The sequence below is a fragment of the Amycolatopsis sp. lyj-23 genome (genome assembly GCF_046549135.1).
In the GTDB taxonomy this organism is placed as follows: Bacteria; Actinomycetota; Actinomycetes; order Mycobacteriales; family Pseudonocardiaceae; genus Amycolatopsis.
On sequence record NZ_JAJPWN010000001.1, the window covers coordinates 642723 to 662714 of the forward strand.

The window sequence follows — 19992 nt, forward strand, 5'->3', positions numbered from 1 at the left end:
GGCCCCGGGCTCGAATCCCGGGTATGGCTGCCACCGGCGTTTCCTCCCCAGCGACCTCGACACCCCCGCGGCCACGACTGCGGATCCTGTCCGCGGCCGCAACCGGGGTACTCGCGTTGGCTGCCGCTCTGGCTGCCGGGCACCTCGTTGCCGGTCTGATCAACATCCCGATGGGGAAGACCCTCACCGGCACCAGCGCCCGTACCTCCCGCAGATCCGGCCGGCCAGTGAGCACGAACACCGAGCGACCGAATTCACCCGATGGTGCGTATCACCCATCCGCTTCCCCAATCGGTCCGAATGACCTGCGACAGACAATTCCGCCTTGGAATGTGCAAGCCGCATTTGGAGTGATTCTTGTGAACAAGCTTCGTGTCGCCGGCGTCGGTATCACCGCGGCCGCCGCGCTGACCCTGACCGCGTGCGGCAACGACTCCGGTTCGTCGAACAACGCGAGCAGCAGCTCGATGGCGCCCTCGTCGTCGATGTCCGCGCCGATGACCAGTGCCGGCGCGACCGGATCGCCGGATGGCGTGACCACCAACGCCGACGTGTTCGGTCCGGCGTGTTCACAGCTGCCGCAGGGCTCCGCGCCCGGTTCGCTGGACTCGATGGGCCCGCAGCCGGTCGCCTCGGCCGCGTCGACCAACCCGCTGCTGACCAAGCTCGTCGCCGCGGTGAAAGCCACCAACCTCGTCGACACGCTCAACAGCCAGCAGGCCATCACGGTGTTCGCGCCGGCGGACCCGGCGTTCGAGGCCTTGGGTGACGCGAAGTTCAAGGAGCTGGCGGGCAAGCCGGCCGAGCTGGCGCCGATCCTGCAGTACCACGTCGTCGGCAAGCGCTACGACGCCAAGGGCCTCGCCGCGGCCGGTTCGGTCGACACGCTCAACACCGCCGGCGGCCCGGTCAAGATCGAGGGCTCCGGCGAGAACATGACGATCAACGGCGCGAAGATCCTGTGCGGCAACATCCCCACCAAGAACGCCACCGTCTTCGTCATCGACAAGGTGCTCACCCCCGGCACCAACAAGTAACCCGGCCTCCGGGACACACCCTTTCTTCGCGGGAGGCCCGGACATGCGGCCGCCGCACCTCGCCCGACGGGTGGAGCTGCGGCGGCCGTGTCACATCCACCGACGGTTCCCGGAGGGGAACGCCGGTGGCTCCGACCGGCGGCGGCTCCCAGGAGATCCGCCGCTGGGGGACGCCGAAAGCGGCGGCGTTCCGCCGGCCGCCGTCACCGCCGGATCACTCCCGGGCGGTGGCGGCGGCCGGCCCCGCCGGTCGCGCTCGCCGGATCGGACGGGCACCCTCGCAGGCGACAGCCGTGCCTGTACAGGAGCCCGCGCGGACCGGTCCGGGGTACCGCTTCCGGACGAGGTCGACCGGGTCATCGCTCGACGTGGACCAACGAGGTCAGGCCGCTGACGGTCAGCACGGGTCTGAGCACCGGGTTGATGAGCAGGCTGATCCGGTCGGCGTGGGCGAACAGCGCGTTGATGGCGCCGCTGTCGAGATAGCCCACTGCTTGGAGGTCGACGATGAGGTGACTGCCGGCTGTGCCGTCGTCGAGGGCGCGGCTGAAGTCGGCGATGTTGCTGAGATCGATCTCTCCGGTCGCGATCAAAACGCGGTTCCCGTCGGCGCGACGGGACGTTTGCAGAGCGAGCGGTGTCATGCGGTGATCCTCGCGTGCAAGTGGACGGTGGTGCCGCCGGCGGTGGGGTGGACGCTGACCTCGCTCACCAGTTCCCGCATCAAGGTCATGCCGCGGCCGCGCCGGGAGTTCGCGGAAGGCTGTGCGGGCTTCCAGGTACCGGTGTCGGTGATGGTCACGTGCAACTGGTCGACGAAGGCGGTCGCGTCCAGCCGGATCGCACCTCCGGGCGTGTCCCGGTGGCCGTGTTCGATGGCGTTCGCCACGGCCTCGCCCGTGGCGACCAGGAGGTTCTGGATTTGTTCGGCGTCCAGCCCGCATCGCTCGAGCCAGCCGCGCAGGGCCTGGCGGGTGGGAGCCAGCTGCCCGGCGTCGGCCGGGAACCCGATCGCCAGCGGGCCGGGCTGCCGGTACAGGAGCACCGCGACGTCGTCTTCGTAGCCGGCCGCGGGTGCCAGCTCCGTCATCAGCTTGTCGGCGAGGTCGTCCGGCGTCGCGGTGGTGCTGTTCTCGACCAGCTCGGCGACCCGGCCGATGCCCTCGTCGAGCGGGTGCCGTCGGCGTTCCACGAGGCCGTCGGTGTAGAGCAGCAGGGTGCCGCGGGGCGGGATGACGACCCGGGACTCGGGCCGGGTGTGCTCGGCGCGCACGCCCAGCGGGATGGAGTGGCCGTCCTCCAGCAGCTGGGTCGTGCGGTCGGCGTGGACCAGGAGCGGGGGTGGGTGGCCTGCGCTGGAGTACGTCAGCTCGCCGGTTTCGGGAGTGAGTACGGCGCAGAAGGCCGTGGTGCAAGTGGCGCCCGGCAGCCTGGCGGCGAACCGGTCCAGCGCGGCCAATGCGGCGGCCGGGGTCGGGTGTTCGAGGAGCATGGCGCGGCAGGCGCTGCGTAGCTGTCCCATGACCGTGGCCGCCGCCAGCCCGTGCCCCACGCAGTCACCGACGACCAGCGCGATCCGCCCGCCGTCGAGGTTCACCAGGTCGTACCAGTCACCGCCGACCTGCAGGGGCCGGGTGGCCGGCTGGTACCGCACGGCGAACCCGCCGGGCAGCTGCTGCGGGCCCAGGATGGCGTGCTGCAGCGCCAGCGCGGTCTCCCGCTGCTGGTCGTGCTGGTGGACGCGCGAGAGGCCCTGGCCGAGCCGCCCGGCGAGCACCGTCAGCAACGTCTCGTCTTCGGAGGTGACCCGCCGTCGCTCAGCCAGCTCCAGCCACAGGACCAGCACGCCTTCGGGGTGCTGCAGCGCGATGCCGACGGCCTCGGGGTCGCCGGTGACGGGAGTGAGCGGGTCACCTGCCCGCAACGCATCGATCGTCTCCCGCACCCCCGGCGCGAGTTCGTCCCAGACGGCCGGCTCACCGGAGCACACCAGCTGCGGCTCCGCACCTTCGGGGAACGTCACTGCAAGCGCGCGGCGTGCGTTCCACATGCGGCACAGCTCCTCGACCGATGCCGTGACCGCCTCGGCCACGGTGTCGGCTTGGGCGAGCTGCTGGCTGAGCGCGGCCAGCGCGGCCTGGCGCTGCACGGTGTAGTGCTCGGCGGTGACGTCGCGGAAGGTCCCGACCGTGACCCGGCGGCCGGTCTCCGGGTCGTCGACCTGGGTGAAGCTGGCCGAGACCCACACCCGGTGCCCGTCGCGGTGGATGACCGGAACGGTGAGACTGCCGCGGGAGTCGCCGAGCAGGGCGGCATACGCTTCGGAGGCCTCTTGGTGGGCGATGGGATCGGTGTCCGGATCCGGCCACCAGGGGTGCCGAGGCGGGTAGGGCAGGCCTTCCGGGCCGTACCCGAGGACGTCGGTGAAGGTCGCATTGATTTCGATGACCGAACCGTTCTCGTCGCAGACGAAGAACGCCTCCTGCAGCGAGTCGACCAGCGCGGTGCGCCACCGGGCGTGGTGGTTGCGCAGCCGCGCGAGCTCGACGTTGGCCCGGACCCGGGCCAGCAGCTCGGCCGCGGCGAACGGCTTGACCAGGTAGTCGTCGGCCCCGGCTCGCAAACCGTCGATCGAAGCCTCCTGTCCGGCGCGCGCGGAGAGCAGCAACACGGGCACCGCGGCGGTGCGGGCGTCCGCGCGCAACTCGGCCACCACGGCGAGCCCGTCCAAGCCCGGCATCATCACGTCGCTGATCACCAGATCCGGCGGATCGACGCGGGCCGACTCGAGTGCCTGCCTCCCGTCGACGGCGGTGGTGACCAGGTACTCGGCGTCGGCCAGCAGGCGCGTCAGGTATTCCCGCATGTCGGCGTTGTCATCAGCGACCAGAACACGGGCACTCGTCTGCGCCGGGCGCGTGGTGTCCTCGGGCCGCGTTTCCTCCGGTAGCCAGCGCAGGGCTTCCTGGACGTACTGCTCGGCGATGGCGAAGCCGGCGGCGCGCGTCCCGGCCGGTGCCAGGGCCTCGGCGGGCAGGTGGGCGGCTCCGAACGGCAGCCGGATGACGAACGTGGTGCCCGCGCCTTCGGTGCTGCCGGCGGTGATGGTGCCGCCGTGCAGCTCGACCAGTTCCCGCACCAGCGCCAGTCCGATGCCGCTGCCTTCGTCGGATCGGGCCCGGGTGTTTTCGATGCGGTGGAACCGCTCGAACAGGCGCGGCACCTCCGCGGCCGGCACGCCGACGCCGGTGTCAGCGACGGTGACGACCGCGCGGTCCTCGTCGCGGCTGACGGTGACGGTGATGCCGCCGTCGAAGGTGAATTTGAGCGCGTTGCTGAGCAGGTTGAAGATCACCCGTTCCCACATGCCGCGGTCCAGGTACACCGGCTCGTCCACCGGCGGGCAGTCCACTGTGAACGTCAGCCCGGCCTTCTCGACCGCCGACCGGAACACGCTGGCGAGCTCCGCGGTGACTGCCGCGAGGTCAGCCGGTTCGTACCTCGCCTGCATGCGGCCGGCTTCGATACGGGAAAAGTCGAGCAGGGTGTTGACCAGCTTGCTCAGCCGGAGGCTGTTGCGGTGGACGACTTCCAGCTCTTCGCGGTCCCGCTCGTCGCCCTCGGCCCAGCGGCTCCGCAGATCCTGGACCGGCCCGAGGATCAGCGTCAGGGGCGTGCGGAACTCGTGACTGATGTTGGAGAAGAACGTTGTTTTCGCCCGGTCCAGCTCCGCCAGTTCTTCGGCACGGCGCTGCTGGGCCTGATAGCTGCGGGCACTGGCGATCCCGGCGGCGACGTGCCCGGCGACGAGGTCGATGAACCCGCGGTAGCCGTCATCGAGTTCGCGGTACCGGTTCAGCGCCGCCACCAGGAACCCGTACGGTGCGCTGCCCGGCTGCCGCAGCGGCACGACCAAAGCTCGGGTGGGCGGTTCCGGCCACGAGCCGGACGGCAGATCCGGGAGGACAACGTCGTCCAGCTCGACCAGCACCGCCTCTCCCCCGGCGACGCGGTCGACCGGCCACGCGGTCGCCGCAGGCGCGGCCTCCACGCCGGTCGCCCCGGCGAGCACCGCGTCCGGACCGTCGAAGAGGTAGGTCAAGGTGAACGGGAGGTCGCGCAGGTCCTGACCGAGCTGCCGGCCGGCGAAGGCGAGCACCTGCTGTTCGGTTTGCACCACGCTCGGGTCCGAACCGAGATCCCGCAGCATCGCCATCCGGCGCTCGCCGATGACCCGCTCGGTCTCTTCGGCGACGACACAGAGCATCCCGACCACCTGGCCGGTGTCGTCGCGCAGCGGGCTGTAGGAGAAAGTGTGATAGGTCTCCTCCGGGTAACCCGAGCGCTCCAGGAACAGCAGCAGTGCCTCGTCCCACGTCGCCTCGCCCGTGGCGAGCACCGTCTGGATCCGGGGACCGATGTCGTCCCAGATCTCGGCCCACACCTCACTCGCCGGCCGCCCGAGCGCCCACGGGTACTTGCGGCCCAGGGTGTCCCGGCGGTAGGCGGCGTTGCAGAAGAACGTCAGCTCCGGGCCCCAGGCCATCCACATCGAGAACCGCGACGACAGCAGGATGCTCACCGCGGTCCGCAGGCTCTGCGGCCAGCCGGCCGGCGACCCCAGCGGAGACGACACCCAATCGACCCGGGCCAGGTCGCGCCCGACCTCGTCGTCGGCAGCGAACACCCCGGTCAACGGACTGCCTCCAGCAGCTTCAAGACGCACTCAGGCCCTCTCATCGTCGGCTGCCCGGCGTCAGCATTCTGCCGTGATCCGCACGTCTCAGCACCTCGCACGGTGAGGTGTTCGGAGCCGGCGAGCCGTCAGAATGCCCCGCGCAGACGACCCCGACGGCCCTGGGTTCAGGCCCGCCAGGGTCTGGATCCGAAGGAGCCCGTACGGGAGATCCGGATCTACGATGCCCTTACCCGGCTGCCGAGCACTGAAACACGAATCGCTCTCGACGCACCCTTCGTTGCGCGCAGCCGTCTCGCAGCATCTCGGAGAGACCGGCATGAGCAGCGACCATTACAGGTAGCGCGACAAAGACCATTTCGTCGCCGACCGCGAGGCTCGGCAGCCCGCGCCCGGGCCTCGCTCTCATCACGTGTCTCGGCTCCTCAGTTCGGACAGTGCGACCAGGTTGGCGTCCGCGTCGGCGTGGCCGGCGTCAGCGGCCTGGCGAAACCATCGTTCGGCCTCGTCCAGTGCGCCGTGGCGCCGCGCCAGCAGGACGCCCAAGTTGGACATGGCGGTCGGGTGGCCGGCTTCGGCGCCTCGCCGGAACCAGCGCTCGGCTTCGGCCGGGTCACCTCGCTGCTGCCGCAGCAGACCGAGGTTGGACATCGCGTCGGTACCGCCGGCATCGACGGCCTGGCGAAGCCAGCGCTCGGCCTCGTCCAGCCGGCCGTCCTGCAGCAGCAGCACACCGAGGCTGCTCATGGCCATGGCGTTTCCCAGCTCGGCCGCCCTGGTGAACGCCTGTCGCGCCGGAGACGGCAGAGCGTGGTTGACCATGGCCTGGAAACCGAGGGAGTACAGCCCTCCGTCGTCATCGGCCGAGTCGATGGCGAGCTGCCAGGTCGTGGCCGGAATGGGCTCGTTGCCGGTCGCGAGCTGGTCGAGGGCGAAGTCGTACACGCGGTATGCACCGCCGACGGGTTCCAGGAGCGACACAGCCGGGTTGATCTCCCGGGTCGCCCAGTCGAGTGCGGCGGAGTACTTCGCTTCGTCGGCCAGCTCGCCCTGCTGCCTGCTGCTCAGGTGCGGTGCGGCGAGCTGCGGCAGCAGCTCGCCGGGGACCGGCTGGGCGAGACCGGCACGAGCCCAGTCCCCCGCGCCCACGACCAGAGCGTGACCGAGCGGGTTGGCATGCGCCCCCGCGCTGAGCTGGTTGCGCACGTGTTGAGCAGCGCCGACGTACTCTCCGATGCCGATGCGCGCGATCCGTTCGCGAACCGCCGCGTCGGGGATGGCCCGGCGCACATCCTCCTCGGCCGGTCCGTCGCGCCGGCGGTCCAGGGTCACCACCTCGAACAGCCGCAGCACGTCCCACCCCGGAGGCCCCACGATGACCACCGGCCGACGCGCACGAAGGTGCTCCTGCACCTCGCGCTCTTTGGCGGCGCGGGGCAAGTAGGCCACGTCGACGACGGCGGTGTGGACGCGCAGATCATCGAGGCTCGTCCCGGCGAAAGTGCGGGCGCCGTTCTGCACGCTTCGCCGGATGACACCGGCTCCGGCCGTCCGCTGCTCGTGCCGGCGCTGCCAGATCGGCCCCACACCGGTCACGACGACGGCCAATGCCGCGGCCACACTGATCACCGGCCACGCCGCGCCCGGCCACTTCTGCGCCGCGGCGAGCCCGGCGGCGACGCCCAGCAGCACGACCAGCACCGCGAACACGAGCCGCTGCCGCTGCGGTCGCAACTCGCCCACGATCCCTCCCCCACTCCCCGCAAGCGTCGCACACGGCCCGGGCTTCCGGCACGGGTCGCCGCCAGGATGCCCGGAAGCTGAGCGTGCCCCGCGCGCGGCCGGCAAGGTCGTCCTGGAACCCGGTGAACCCGCGTCCGCCCGGCTCGCGCAGATCAGCAGTGGGTGGCGGCCGTGGGCCATCGGACGGGTGAGGAGATCACGTTCGCCGAGTAGGACCGCAGCCCGGGCGGTGTGGTGTTGAGACCGGGCGATGTGCCGGCGGCGGCCTCTCGGAGGCATCCTGCGCAACACCGGTCACCGTCGACCCGGCGTCGTGCGCTGGTGGAGCTGATCGGGCGATCGCGGGGGCCAGCGCCTCAGGCGTCCGCCGGTGGTGCGTCCCGGCGGGCGCCTGCCCCCATCAGGCCGGGGAGACGATGTCCGGCGACAACGGCGCGATGGCGCCGATGATGTCTTGCGTGGTCTCCTCGGGCACCCCCGCCGCGAGCAGGGAATCAGCCAGGTACTTCGCGACGAGGTCGAAGTGGTGCTGAGCGATGCCCCGCCCGCGGTGGACGTCCTTCATGGACCGCCCGCGGTACTCGTCCGGGCCGCCGAGCGCCGCGGTGAAGAACTCGACCTGCATGCCCTTCAGCCGGGACATGTTCGTCCCCCTGAAGAACACCGCCAGTTCCGCGTCCGCGAGAACGCGCTCGTAGAAGTCGTCGACGACGGCCGTCAGAGCTTCGTGACCGCCGATCTGCTCGTAGATGCTGGTCAAGGTCGCCTCCCGATGGTGCTGGTCACCGTGGTGGCCAGGGAACCGCGGGAAGGTTTCCGGCGCGTGAGGTCACCATCACCCGGCGGTTAGATGGTTCTCACCGCTCGGGAAGCCCATGGCCGTTGTGCGATGTCACCGGCGCCCGCTCGGTGGGCGGTCGGTCGGGGTGTTCGGCGATATGCGACCGGCACAAATCGATCTGTCGCCCATGCCCCAGGATGGGGCACAGCGAGAGCGGTCGGTCGCCGACAACGGTCCACGGTTGCCGGACCACGTGGTCCGGTCTCGGCGACTTGACAAGGCGACAGTATGAGTGATTGAGTACTCACATGACGAACGAGCGGCCACGGCAGCTTTCCACCGCCGAGGAACGACGCGAGACGGTACTGCGCACCGCGATCGGCGCCTTCGCCGCACGGGGGTACTGGGGCACCACCACCAGCGAGGTGGCGAAGGCAGCCGGCATCTCGCAGGCTTACGTCTTCCGCTTGTTCCCCAGCAAGGAAAAACTGTTCACGGCGGTCGTCGAGTACTGCTTCGTGCAGGTGCGGGTCAGCCTCGAGCGAGCCGCGGCCGACGCGAAAGGCAGCTCGCCGGAAGTGGTCCTGGGCGCCATGGGTGAGGCGTACGCGCGATTGATCACCGACAACGACCTGATGCTGATCCAGCTCCACGCCCAGGCCGCGGCGGTGTCCGAGCCGGCCGTGCGCGACGCGGTCCGCCAGGGCTACGCCCGGCTGGTGGAGTACGTGCGCGGCGCTTCCGGCGGCACGGAGGCGCAGGTCCAGGACTTCTTCGCCCGCGGCATGTTGTGCCATCTCATCGTCTCCATGGGAGCCGAAGAGGTGGACGCGCCTTGGACTCGGACGCTGACGGCAGGCATCAGGCACTACTGAGGTCCGCCGCGGACGCGCGGCGGGATCGGACGCACCGGGCGGGGCGCACAGCCCCGCCATTTTCGGCCCGCAAGAGTGAGTGACTAACCACTCAAGGTGTGTCATGAAATCCACCGCCAGTCGAGGGGCCGCGCTCGCCGCCCTGGCCGGGGCGCAGTTCGTCGTCATGCTGGCGACGTCGATCGTGAACGTGGCCCTGCCGCAGATCCGTGCCGGTGTGGGCCTGTCGGACACCGCCACCACCTGGGTGGTCAACGCCTACGGGCTTGCCTTCGGGGCCCTGCTGCTGGCGGGCGGCCGGGTCGCCGACCTGCTGGGCCGCCGCCGGGTACTGCTGGCGGGACTTGCCGTGTTCGGGATCTCGTCACTCGCCGCCGGTCTGGCCGCCTCGCCGGTCATGCTGATCGCGGCCCGGGCGGTGCAGGGACTCGGTGCCGCGGTGATCGCGCCCGCCGCGCTGGCCCTCGTGATGGGGCTGTTCCCGCCCGGCCCCGGCCGCGGCCGGGCGCTGGCCGTGTGGGGTGCGGTGTCGGGCGCCGGCGGCGCGGCCGGCGTCCTCCTCGGCGGTGTCCTGACTCAGGCCTGGGGTTGGTCGTGGATCTTCCACGTGGTCGCGATCGGCGCGTTCGCGGTCCTGGTGGGGGTGGTGGCCGGCGTGCCCGCGGAACCGGCCGTCGACAGCGGACGGTTCGACGTGTTCGGCACCGCCACCGTGACCCTGGCGCTCACCGCACTGGTGTGGGGCCTGACGTCGGCTCGCCGCTCGGGCTGGACGGACCCTGCGGTCCTGTCGGCCTTCGCCGCCACGGCAGCGCTGCTGACCGCGTTCGTCCTGATCGAGCGCCGGCACCCGAACCCGCTGCTGCCGCCCCGCCTGTTCCGCACCGGCCGGGTCACCGCGGGCAACACGCTGATGGCGTTGCTGGGCTCGGTGTGGATCGCCCTGTTCTTCTTCCTTCCCCTTTACCAGCAGGAAGTCCTCGGCTCGAGCCCGCTGGTCACCGGCCTGGGACAACTGCCCTTGGCCTTCGCCAACATGCTCGGTTCCACGCTGGCGCCGCGGATCTCGCGGCGGATCGGTTCCGCCGCGACCGTCACCGGCGCGCTGCTGACGGAGGCGGCCGGACTGCTGTGGCTGTCCGGCATCAGCGCCCACGGCAGCTACCTCGCCGACGTCCTCGGCCCCGGCATCCTGATCGGCCTGGGGCTGAGCGTCGCCTTCGTCGAGCTGACCGGCTTGTCCGTCGAGGGCGTCCCCCGGCCGGACGCCGGGCTGGCCGGTGGCCTGGTCAACACCACCCGGCAGGTCGGCGGCGCGATCGGGCTGGCGGTGCTGGCCACCCTGGCCGGCACCACGACCGCCCACACGGCCCAGCCACGCCTGGAAGCGCTCACGGCCGGCTACCGCGTCGCGTTCGGGATCTCGGCCGCGGCCGTCCTCGCCCTGCTCTTCACCCGCCGCGCCACGACCGGCGCGAACCCGCTCGTCACCAGTTCCCCGCAACCGAAAGGCGACCCGTCGTGATCACCATCGACCAGACCGCTCCCGTCATCGTCCGCCTGTCCACAGTGGTCGACGCCCCGCTGGAGCGGGTCTGGGCCCTGCACACCGACATCGACGCCTGGGCCACCTGGAACACCGACGTCGACCAGGCCCAGCTCGACGGGCCGCTGCGTCCCGGCAGCTCCTTCCGCTGGAAGACCCACGGGCTGGACATCGCCTCCACGATCCAGGAGGTCGTCCCCGGCGAGCGCGTGGTCTGGGGCGGTCCCGCCAACGGCATCGACGGCGTCCACGTGTGGACCTTCACCCAGACCGGCGACCAGGTCGTCGTCCACACCGAGGAGTCCTGGAGCGGCGCTCCCGTCGAGGCCGCCACCGCCGAACTCGGCCAGGCGCTCACCGACTCCCTGACCGCCTGGCTCGCCGCCCTGAAGGCGCGCGCCGAACAAGCCTGAACCACCCCCACCACACCAGGAAACGAGGTTCCGCCATGACCACCGAGAAGCCGTACCTGATCGGCCACTACACCCCGGCCGTCGACGAGATCACCGCCACCGAACTGGCCGTCGAGGGCGCCCTGCCGCCCGAGCTGACCGGCCGGCTGATCCGCAACAGCCACAACCCCAAGCCCGGCGTCACCCCCACCCACTGGTTCAAGGGCAGCGGCATGGTCCACGGGATCCGGCTGCGCGAGGGCCGGGCCGAGTGGTACCGCAACCGCTGGGTGCACACCCCCGCCTTGGACGGTGCTCCCTACCTGACCGAGCAGGGCCCGGACCTGACCGCCAGCACGGCGGGCACGCACGTCATCGAGCACGCCGGACGCCTGCTGGCCCTGTGCGAGGCCAACTTCCCCTTCGAGATCACCCGCGACCTGGACACGGTCGGCGCGTACGACTTCGACGGCAAGTTGCGCAGCGCGATGACCGCGCACCCCAAGACCGACCCGGTCACCGGGGCGCTGCACTTCTTCGGATCGTCCCCGTTCCCGCCGTACCTGATGTACTACGTCGCCGACGACCAGGGCCACATCACCGAAAGCTTCGAGGTGCCGGGGGCCACCGCCTCCCTCAAGCACGACTTCGCCGTCACCCGCAACCACGTCGTCTTCGTCGAGGGCACGGTGACCTTCGACCCGGCCGAGCACTCCGGCATCCCCTACAGCTGGAACGACGCGCAACCCGCCCGGATCGGCGTCATGCCGCGCGGGCCGCAAGGGGCCGAGAAGATCCGCTGGTTCGCCATCGAGCCGGGCAACATGCTCCACGCGGGCAACGCCTACGAAGACGCCCAGGGCCGCATCGTGCTGGAGGGTACGACCGTGGACCGCGAAGGCTTCCAGCTCTCCTGGAACTGGTGGGTCGGCGCCCCCGGCCGCGGCTCCGAGCCGAACACCCGCTCGTACAACCGCCGCTGGGTGGTGGACCTGGTGGCCGGCCGCGTCGACGAGCAGGTCGTCGACGACCTCGCCGTCGAGTTCCCCACCCTCAACGAGGACTTCCTCGGCGTGGAAAACCGTTACCAGTACGCAATTTCCTTTCCCGACCAGCACGGGTACGGCGGCTACGGCGTTGTGAAGTACGACCGCACCACCGGCACCCGGCAGATCCACCGAGCCGGGGACGCCCGCCTGCCCAGTGAGGCCGTCTTCGTTCCCGCCGCCGGTGCGACCCGCGAGGACGACGGCTACCTGCTCACCGTCGTGTCCGACCTCAAGCAGGACGCCTCCCAGCTCCTCGTCCTGGACGCCGCCGGGCTCGACCGGATCGCCACCGTCCACCTCCCGCGCCGGGTCACCGGCGGCATCCACGGCTCGTGGATCCCCGACACCGCCACCCGCTGACCCCCCATACCTCCGGAAAGGCCCACTGCCATGCGCACGCTCACCGCGGCGAAGTTCGCCGCCACCACCATCGTGCTCCTGCTCGCCGCCGCGGGCACCGCCGACGCTCGCCCCGCCCCCCGCGGCGACGTGGGGATCGACGAGACCGCGCCGGTCATCACCCGCGAGAACGTCCTCATCCACGCTCCCCTGCCCACCATCTGGAAGATCCAGACCGAGGTCGAGAACTGGCCCGCCTGGCAGCCCGACGTCGAAACGGTCGTCAAGGACACCCCCGGCCGCCTTCGCCCGGGCTCGGCGTTCCGCTGGTCCACCGAGGGACTCGACATCACCTCCACCGTCAAGCAGGCCAAGCACGGCAAGCGCCTGGTGTGGGGCGGCCCGGCCCAGGGCATCACCGCCGTCCACGTGTGGACCTTCACCCCGGCCCGCGACGGCGTCCTGGTCCACACCGAGGAGTCCTGGACCGGCGCGCCCGTCGTCGCCGACCAGGCCGATCTGCAGGCCGCCCTCGACAACTCCCTCCGCAACTGGGTAGCCAACCTCAAGCACGAAGCCGAGGCCAAAGCGACCGGCTAGGGTGCGCCCCGCTCAGCGCCCGGCGTAAGGCCCGCGGCTATGCCGGTGAAATCGCACCGCCGCCCGCAGTCCGCGAGGCTCCGGAGAAGCCGACCCCGAAGTACCTGGTCTCGTGAAAACGAAGCACATCGACGCCTTCGCACTGATCTGCAGCTCGAGTGACCCGCCTTGGTGCGGAAATCTCCCACGTCCACGTGTTCACAGGGAACTCACTGAAGCTCTTGGCAGCGGGGCGTCCCCGCGCACGCGGGGCTGGTCCGTTCGAACGCGCACCACCGCGCGACACCATGGCGAGCAGGACCGAGCCGCTCCACTCGCCGCCGATGGCGATGCCCTGCACCAGCCGCAGCAGCACGAGCACCAGCGGAGCCGCGATGCCGACCAGCTTGACAGGAAGGACCGGCTCGGCCGAAGCCGCTATGACCGCGCGGTGGAAAAGAGCCGGCCGTCGATGCTCGGCAGCCTCCTCGCCGGCACCGCCGAGGCACCGGGAGAACTCGTGTACATCGACGGCGAGCAGTACAAGACCTACCGGGGCATGGGCTCACTCGGCGCCATGCAGTCCCGCAACGGCAGGAAGTCGTTCTCGAAGGACCGCTACTTCCAGGGTGACGTCCTGGCGGAGGAGAATCTCGTTCCCCAGGGCATCGAGGGCCGGACGTCGTTCCGCGGCCCGGTGGCCGACGCCGTGTACCAGCTCAACGGCGGCCTCCGAGCCGGGATGGGATTCGTCGGTGCCCGCACCATCAAGGAACTGCAACAGGCCCAGCTGGTACGAATCACCGCGGCAGGCCTGCGGGAAAGCCACCCGCACGACATCACCATCACCACGAACGCACCGAACTACAACACCCCGGGCCGTCGCTGATCCACGCCCGACGCCGGGATTCCAGTCACTCACCGGCGCGAGGCGTACAGGCAATGAGCAGATCTGCTTGAGTGACCCGCTCTCGGATGTCCCGAAGGCGAGCGACTGGAGGAAATCCACGATGAACCGGGGCAGCGCCCGAAGGTGATCATTGAACTCCAGAGCCCGGCAGGTCACCACGACATCGCCGAACTCGACGGCTGCTGAGAGCAGCTCGGAGATGCCGTCGACGCGCAGGTGGGCGCCCGGTGCTTGGCCACGGGCACCCACCTGGCCTCAGATCAGCTTGAGGCCCTGCGCCACGGCCTGTGCTTTGTTGCCACCCCGCAGAAGGGCTTTCGGGTCCAGACCGAAGACCTCGGTGATGACGACATCGCGCAGCAGGCGGAAGGACTTGTGGTCGTCCTTGGCGAACAACCGTGCGTTGAGATCGCTCGGCACATGGTAGGGCCTGGTCACGTACTTCGCCGCATTCTCCAGGTTGAGCCGCTCGGAAGCGGGCATCTGCGGGCTCAGGTCCGGCTTGCCGACCGTACTCGCCGTGGCCGAGGTCGAAGCGCCCTGGGTGACGAGACCTCCCAACCCCGGGTGCCCGACACCGAACTCGAAACAGAACAGGTGGACCGCCCGGTCCTCGTGGTCGCCCTGGAAACCGCGCGCGTAGTCGACGCTCAGCTCGATCTTCAACTGGTTGGCCAGGGTGAAAGAGAACTTGTAGCGGGTGGACTTGATCGTCAGAGCCTTGACCAGCGTCGTGCTCGCCTCCGCTGCCGCGAGTGCGTGCGCCTTCTCGAGGGCGTCCCGCAGCACCCGGGCAACCACGTTGTCCACCGTCGTGTCGAGCACGAATGTCGTGAGCTGCGCGAGGTCTTCCGCCTGGCTCGCCACCAGCCGGGCCTGCCCGGCGTATCGGATCACTTCGCCGTTCTCCGCCAGTGTTCGTCCCTTTGCCGCGAGCAGGAACGTGTCGGCCGGGTCGGTCTTCGGCACGCTCCGCCGACGCAGCACGAGCGCGTTGCGCAGTAAGACATGGTCGGCGCCGAGGGCGGGAGTGAAGTCGTAATAGGTGTCGACGGTCTCCATCATCGGCTCCTCGGTGACCTCGACGAGCATCAGCCGCCGCCGAACGTCGTCCAGGGACCCGCCGCAGAACGACCGGGCCTTGGCGAGCAGGGTGTCCAGTTCCTCCGTGGAAGCCAGCTGGTACTCCGACTCGGCTTCGAGGTTCGTGGACATCGGCCGGTCGGCTTGAAGCAGCGTCGGGAACTTCTGGAACACCGGCCGGAGGTTGCTCATCTTCTCACCGAGAGTCCACTCGGTACTGAAGACCTTCTCCGAGGCCTTCAGCGCGGCCTCGGTCAGCGGCGCCAGCCGGACGACCCCGGACCCGCCCTTCAAGCCATACCCACCGCTGGAGTGGTTCTGTCCGTTCTTATCACCGATTTGTCCCTGCGCCGCCAGCCAGCTCGCCTCCACTGCGAGACCGCCCGGCAGCGCGGCTTGGATCGCGTCGACCGAGGTGGCGGCACCGGCCAGCTTGGCGAGCTGATCGAGGGTGAACTCGACCTTGATGTCCCAGGTGTTGAGCTCCAAGGTCGGCCGCAGGCAGACGAGCTGGAAGTTTTCCCTGCCCGGACGCACGTGCAAGGTGACGGGCACGCAGTCGAACTTCTCCCCGTGCTGGCGACACATGTGCTCGTCGTTGCAGGTCACCGTGAGGTTCAGGGTGATTCCACCCGGTCCCAGCGGGCCGTGTTTGACATTGATCGTCGCGGTGCCCTTGTTGTCGTTGCGCCGCCCTGTCACGGTGATCGTGGGTAGCGCACCACGACGTTTCAGGCCGGCCCGGTCGATTTCACCGGCCCTGGTCACCGCCTCGGGTGTGGCGAACTCGAAGTTGTTGGCCCCCGTGGGCAGATCCCTGTCGCAGGTCAAGACGTGGTCTCGCCCTCCGGGGCTCGCGGTCGCAATGTTGAGCGACGGCTCGCTTAACGAATGACTCATGGTGTTCCGGCCTTTGCTCGGTGAGCTCGGAGGATGCGCTGGCGAGCGGTAGGTCGTGGGTATGCGCGCGATCGTTAACGCCGCGAGGCTCCGTTAATCACAACGGACCAACGGTTCAGTCGAACGGCCCCTTGATCGAGGGAACCCATGGCTGAGCGAGTGTGGAGTGAGAAGGACCTGGTCAGGCGCGCGAACCGGCGCCTGGCCGTCCTGCGTCACGCCGAAGAAGTCAGCGGCAACGTCGCGGCGACCTGCTCTCTTCCGCGCCTCTCCGCTATTGGCTTCCGCCTCGGCCCCGGCTTGACATGCAGCTGCCCGAGCTGGCCGCCGCAGCCACCTAGTACTGCAGCGGCAGTTAGTGGTGTTGTGGTAGATCATCCTCGTGGTGGTCGATGTGGTGATGGAGCAGCTGGATCGGCTGCAGGAGCCGTGCCAGGCCATGGCGATGCTGGCGCGGGCGCTCGCCGCGAAGGTGCCCTTTGCCTGGATCACCGCAGATGAGGCCTACGGGCAGGTCAAGTACCTGCGGTTATGGCTGGAAGCCCACGATGCCGCGCACGTGCCGGCCACCAAGGTCAACGACACTCTGGTCACCACCGGCGGCCGCGAAGCCCGGGCCGACAAGCTGATCGCGGACCTGCCCGCTCGGGCGTGGCGGCGGCTGTCGGTCGGTGCTGGAGCGCACGGGCCGCGGGAGTACGACTGGGCGCGGGTGCCGATCCGGATCGGCTGGCAACCCGGGCGCGGGCACTGGCTGCTTGCCCGCCGCTCACGCACTGACCCGACCGAAATCGCCTACTACGTCTGCTACGGACCCCGCCGGTCAACCCTGCTGGACCTGGCTTGGATCGCCGGCATCCGCTGGCGGATCGAGGAGTGTTTCCAGCAAGCCAAGAACGAAGCCGGACTCGATCCCTATCAGGTCCGGTCCTGGCGGGCCTGGTATGCCCACATGCCCCTGTCGATGCTCGCCCACGCCTGGCTCGCCGTCTCCGGATCCCTTGTCAGCCACTACAAACGCCGCGGCTACCCACTCACCTAACTGCCGTTGCAGTGCTAGGAGCTGTCCTGTAAGTCATCGGAGCGAGAGCACGATGGCGGCGATGGTGTGTTCGGCCTGGTAGTAGGCGGCGCGTTTGGCGTAGCGGGTCGCTAGGTCACGGAACTGCTCGAGCCGGTTGAAGCAGTGCTCTACGACGTTGCGCTGCCTGTAGCCCTCAGCATCGAACACGGTGGTCGCCCGCCGCGGGAGCCTTTCGCTGCGCGGCCGGCGACCTGATCGTTACGCTCGGGGCTGATGAAGGTGATCCGTCGCTTGCGCATCGCCTCGCGGGTCGAAGGATGCGAATGAGCCTTATCGAAGCGCTGCCGGCCTCGAAGGTCAACCCCCGGGGCCTGCCCCGGAAATGAGCAGGCGCCGGGCGATGCCGGTATTGCCGAGCCGGTGCGCGAGCAGTCGGAACACGTCGTACTCGCGGACCGTGACGCCCGCGTCGCGCAGCTCGCGCGGAAGCCGGTGCTAACCCGGCCGCCGTCAGCCAGTGGCGAGATTCGGGTTGTCTTTGACCGGATAGCCCGTTGTCGGTCACGCCGGGAGTGCGCAGCATGGCGAGTGATCACCACCGGCGAAAGGATCACCGATGCCTCACCCACGAGCCCAGTTCGTGCTCTTCGACGGCTTCGACCCGCTCGACGCCGTCGCGCCGTACGAGGTCCTGGGGGCCGGCGGCCAGTTGCTGGGCGGCGCCCTCGACGTCGAGTTCGTGTCCGCCGAGGGGCCGCGGGACGTCGTCTCCGGCATCCCCGGCATCGCGCTCACCGCGACCGCGGCCCTGGACCCGGCCGTTGCCGGGTACGTCGTGGTGCCCGGCGCGGCCGGGCCGGTCGACGGCGACCCGGACGAGGTCGACACCATTCCCGTGCTGCTGTCCCGGTTCGCGGCCGGCGCGGCGACGCCGCTGTTGCGCGCGTGCCTGGACAACCCCGCCGTCACCGTCGCGACGGTGTGCGGCGGGTCCCTCGGGCTGGCCATGGCCGGACTGCTGGAAGGCCGCACGGCGACCACGCACGTCCTCGGCCTCGACGTGCTCGCAGCGGCCGGCGTCACGGCCGTGCGCGCCCGCGTCGTCGACGACGGCGACCTCGTCACGGCCGGCGGTGTCACCTCCGGCCTCGACCTCGGGCTCTACTTGCTGGAACGCGACTTCGGGCCGCGGATCGCCCACGCCGTCGAGGAACTGTTCGAATACGAACGCCGGGGCACCACGTGGAAGAACAGCGGCCTCACCGCCACGACGGGAGCCGCGCGATGACCGGGATCATTGGAACCTGGCACCTGCGCATGAAGACGCCGATCGGCACCTTCGACGCCGACTACCGGTTCACCGAGACCGACGGCGGCGTCACCGGCACCGCCCTCGGAGCGGGCGAGGAGACCACGCTGGAGAACGTCGTCCGCACCGCGACAGCCGACGGCGAGCGCGTCACGTGGCGTCAGGCGATCACCAAGCCGATGCGGCTGAACCTCGAATACGACGTCACTGTCACCGGCGACGCACTCGTCGGGCACTCGCGCGCGGGACGCCTGCCCCGGACTCCCGTCACCGGCGAGCGGACGGACGTGTGAGGCGTGCCCGCCCGCACAACCGGCCGGAACGCATCATCCTCCGGAGGTGAGCTCAGCGAACGCGAGCGCCGGTTTTGGCGGAAAACGAAGTCGCCCAATGTCATCGGCGCGTCGAAACCGCGACCGGAGGAAAAGGAGTGTCGGAAACGCCCGTGACGCCGGGCAGCTGACCTGATAGTGGCGGAGAGAAGAGGTGGGTTCCCGCCGGGAACCCACCTTCCTCTCCGGACCGAGTTCACGGCCGCCTCGGACTCGGCGACCGCGCCCGCGCGGCGACGGGTGAGGAAGCTGCCCAAGCGGACCTGGTCGTCGTTTCCGTGCCGCTGACCGCCTATCGGCACCTGCCGGGCGACGCCTTGGCCGGCCGGATCGTGGTGCACGCAGGCGCATCAGCATGCGGCAGGTGTGCGGAAAAGGGGGATCTGCAGGCCGAGCCGCCGGGTGGGGTCACCGTCGAGCCGGAGGATCATGCGTTGGGCCGGTCCCGCGGTGGGTTGACCACGAAGCTGCATTTGGGGTGTGAGCAGGGACAGAAGCCGTTGTCGATCGTGCTGACCGCGGGGCAGCGCGGCGATAGCCCGCAGTTCGTTCCGGTTCTGGCCGGGATCCGGGTGCCCCGACCGGGCGTCGGCCGGCCGCGGACGCGTCCTGATCGGGTTCTTGCCGACAAGGCTTACACCTCGAAAGCCAACCGGGCTCACCTGCGCGGTCGCGGGATCAAGGCGATTATCCCGAGCAAGGCCGATCAGGATGCGCATCGCAAGGCCAAGGGGTCGAAGGGCGGCCGGCCACCGGCCTTCGACCCCGAGATCTACAAACAGCGCCACGCGGTGGAATGCGGCATCAACCGGCTCAAACGCCACCGCGCTGTGGCCACCCGCTACGACAAGCTCGCCGTCCGCTACGAAGCCTTCGTCCACGTCGCCGCGATCAACGAATGGCTCTGACCGACTTCGATACAGGCCCTAGACACGCCGGGCTTGGTCCATGGCCCGGTTGAGGTGGGTTTTCACCGTGCCGGCGCTGATCGTCAGCCTGCCGCCGATCTCCGCGTTCGACATGCCGTGCCCGACCAGGCGGACCACATCGGTCTCCCGGATGGTCAACGACGTCAACGCGGGGATCCGCCGGTCGTCAGCGGGCGGGCTTATGTTCACCATCGCCTATCTCAGCTACGGCAGTCCAGAACCGGCAATCGACGAACTCGACACCCTCGCTCGAGGGTCGCACACCAACATCCGCTCATGCCGCTGGGCGGATGCACCCGAGACACGTGCCCGATGCGACACAGGAGCACGCGCGAGCCGAATCTCGGAGCCAGGTAGCACAGCCGGTCAGTCGTGCAGTTCACGAAGATTGTTAGCGCGTGCACACAACCGTACCCGAATGCTCCACGGGATCCTGCCCGCTCGGACCAACCGTGAGGCCGAACCGCC

General features: G+C 69.8%; 16 protein-coding genes and 2 pseudogenes. 11 read left to right on the forward strand and 7 right to left on the reverse strand.

Going from position 1 to position 19992, the window contains the following annotated elements:
• Positions 1-359 precede the first annotated feature (359 nt).
• A complete protein-coding gene (locus ACLJPY_RS02550) occupies positions 360-1037 on the forward strand; it encodes a fasciclin domain-containing protein (protein WP_410586337.1) in 678 nt (225 codons plus the stop codon).
• A gap of 356 nt (positions 1038-1393) precedes the next feature.
• Here ACLJPY_RS02550 and ACLJPY_RS02555 read toward each other — a convergent pair whose 3' ends face one another.
• The 4 genes from ACLJPY_RS02555 to ACLJPY_RS02570 all read right to left on the reverse strand — a co-directional run bounded on the left by ACLJPY_RS02555 (position 1394) and on the right by ACLJPY_RS02570 (position 8236).
• The gene (locus tag ACLJPY_RS02555; protein ID WP_410586338.1) at positions 1394-1681 is read right to left on the reverse strand and encodes an STAS domain-containing protein; all 288 of its coding nucleotides are present in this window, start codon (positions 1679-1681) and stop codon (positions 1394-1396) included.
• On the reverse strand, positions 1678-5724 hold the full coding sequence (locus tag ACLJPY_RS02560) for a SpoIIE family protein phosphatase (RefSeq protein ID WP_410586444.1): 4047 nt from the start codon (positions 5722-5724) through the stop codon (positions 1678-1680). Before ACLJPY_RS02560 ends, ACLJPY_RS02555 begins: the two co-directional genes overlap by 4 nt.
• A 417-nt stretch (positions 5725-6141) precedes the next feature.
• On the reverse strand, positions 6142-7476 hold the full coding sequence (locus tag ACLJPY_RS02565; RefSeq protein ID WP_410586339.1) for a tetratricopeptide repeat protein: 1335 nt from the start codon (positions 7474-7476) through the stop codon (positions 6142-6144).
• Between the two features lie 400 nt (positions 7477-7876).
• Positions 7877-8236: a group I truncated hemoglobin gene (locus tag ACLJPY_RS02570; RefSeq protein WP_410586340.1), complete on the reverse strand. Its 360-nt coding sequence runs from the start codon at positions 8234-8236 to the stop codon at positions 7877-7879.
• 329 nt (positions 8237-8565) lie between these two features.
• Between ACLJPY_RS02570 and ACLJPY_RS02575 the strand changes: the two genes are divergently transcribed.
• The 6 genes and pseudogenes from ACLJPY_RS02575 to ACLJPY_RS02600 all read left to right on the forward strand — a co-directional run.
• A complete protein-coding gene (locus ACLJPY_RS02575; RefSeq protein ID WP_410586341.1) occupies positions 8566-9132 on the forward strand; it encodes a TetR/AcrR family transcriptional regulator in 567 nt (188 codons plus the stop codon).
• Positions 9133-9235: 103 nt separating this feature from the next.
• Entirely contained in the window at positions 9236-10657 is a 1422-nt protein-coding gene (locus ACLJPY_RS02580; RefSeq protein ID WP_410586342.1) for a DHA2 family efflux MFS transporter permease subunit, read from the forward strand.
• Positions 10654-11091, forward strand: a complete 438-nt coding sequence (locus ACLJPY_RS02585; RefSeq protein WP_410586343.1) for an SRPBCC family protein — start codon at positions 10654-10656, stop codon at positions 11089-11091. Before ACLJPY_RS02580 ends, ACLJPY_RS02585 begins: the two co-directional genes overlap by 4 nt.
• Positions 11092-11126: 35 nt before the next feature.
• Entirely contained in the window at positions 11127-12479 is a 1353-nt protein-coding gene (locus ACLJPY_RS02590) for a carotenoid oxygenase family protein (protein ID WP_410586344.1), read from the forward strand.
• Between the two features lie 30 nt (positions 12480-12509).
• Positions 12510-13058 carry an SRPBCC family protein gene (locus ACLJPY_RS02595; protein ID WP_410586345.1) on the forward strand — a complete coding sequence of 183 codons (549 nt, stop codon included), beginning with the start codon at positions 12510-12512 and terminating at the stop codon, positions 13056-13058.
• A gap of 451 nt (positions 13059-13509) precedes the next feature.
• Positions 13510-13926 (forward strand): annotated as a pseudogene (locus ACLJPY_RS02600) (IMP dehydrogenase); the annotation flags it as partial.
• A gap of 276 nt (positions 13927-14202) precedes the next feature.
• Here the strand turns inward: ACLJPY_RS02600 and ACLJPY_RS02605 are convergent.
• Entirely contained in the window at positions 14203-15861 is a 1659-nt protein-coding gene (locus ACLJPY_RS02605; protein ID WP_410586346.1) for a hypothetical protein, read from the reverse strand.
• Positions 15862-16375: 514 nt separating this feature from the next.
• Between ACLJPY_RS02605 and ACLJPY_RS02610 the strand changes: the two are divergent.
• A pseudogene (locus tag ACLJPY_RS02610) lies at positions 16376-16972 on the forward strand (IS701 family transposase); the annotation flags it as partial.
• A gap of 33 nt (positions 16973-17005) precedes the next feature.
• Here the strand turns inward: ACLJPY_RS02610 and ACLJPY_RS02615 are convergent.
• A complete protein-coding gene (locus tag ACLJPY_RS02615; protein WP_410586347.1) occupies positions 17006-17161 on the reverse strand; it encodes a hypothetical protein in 156 nt (51 codons plus the stop codon).
• 409 nt (positions 17162-17570) lie between these two features.
• Here ACLJPY_RS02615 and ACLJPY_RS02620 point away from each other — a divergent pair, with 409 nt between their 5' ends.
• From ACLJPY_RS02620 to ACLJPY_RS02630, 3 genes are all read left to right on the forward strand, one after another.
• Entirely contained in the window at positions 17571-18242 is a 672-nt protein-coding gene (locus ACLJPY_RS02620) for a DJ-1/PfpI family protein (RefSeq protein ID WP_410586348.1), read from the forward strand.
• Positions 18239-18556: a hypothetical protein gene (locus tag ACLJPY_RS02625; RefSeq protein WP_410586349.1), complete on the forward strand. Its 318-nt coding sequence runs from the start codon at positions 18239-18241 to the stop codon at positions 18554-18556. The genes ACLJPY_RS02620 and ACLJPY_RS02625 overlap by 4 nt, the downstream gene beginning before the upstream one ends.
• A gap of 317 nt (positions 18557-18873) precedes the next feature.
• Entirely contained in the window at positions 18874-19503 is a 630-nt protein-coding gene (locus ACLJPY_RS02630) for an IS5 family transposase (protein WP_410586350.1), read from the forward strand.
• A gap of 18 nt (positions 19504-19521) precedes the next feature.
• Here the strand turns inward: ACLJPY_RS02630 and ACLJPY_RS02635 are convergent, their stop codons facing one another.
• Positions 19522-19716 (reverse strand): helix-turn-helix domain-containing protein, encoded by a 195-nt coding sequence (locus ACLJPY_RS02635; protein WP_410586351.1) that lies wholly within the window; start codon positions 19714-19716, stop codon positions 19522-19524.
• Between the last annotated feature and the right edge of the window lie 276 nt (positions 19717-19992).

Coding starts and splice junctions, on each gene's coding strand:
- ACLJPY_RS02555 (WP_410586338.1), bottom strand. CDS start 1,681: ATGACACCGCTCGCTCTGCAAACGTCCCGTCGCGCCGACGGGAACCGC.
- ACLJPY_RS02575 (WP_410586341.1), top strand. CDS start 8,566: ATGACGAACGAGCGGCCACGGCAGCTTTCCACCGCCGAGGAACGACGC.
- ACLJPY_RS02580 (WP_410586342.1), top strand. CDS start 9,236: ATGAAATCCACCGCCAGTCGAGGGGCCGCGCTCGCCGCCCTGGCCGGG.
- ACLJPY_RS02590 (WP_410586344.1), top strand. CDS start 11,127: ATGACCACCGAGAAGCCGTACCTGATCGGCCACTACACCCCGGCCGTC.
- ACLJPY_RS02595 (WP_410586345.1), top strand. CDS start 12,510: ATGCGCACGCTCACCGCGGCGAAGTTCGCCGCCACCACCATCGTGCTC.
- ACLJPY_RS02620 (WP_410586348.1), top strand. CDS start 17,571: ATGCCTCACCCACGAGCCCAGTTCGTGCTCTTCGACGGCTTCGACCCG.
- ACLJPY_RS02625 (WP_410586349.1), top strand. CDS start 18,239: ATGACCGGGATCATTGGAACCTGGCACCTGCGCATGAAGACGCCGATC.
- ACLJPY_RS02635 (WP_410586351.1), bottom strand. CDS start 19,716: ATGGTGAACATAAGCCCGCCCGCTGACGACCGGCGGATCCCCGCGTTG.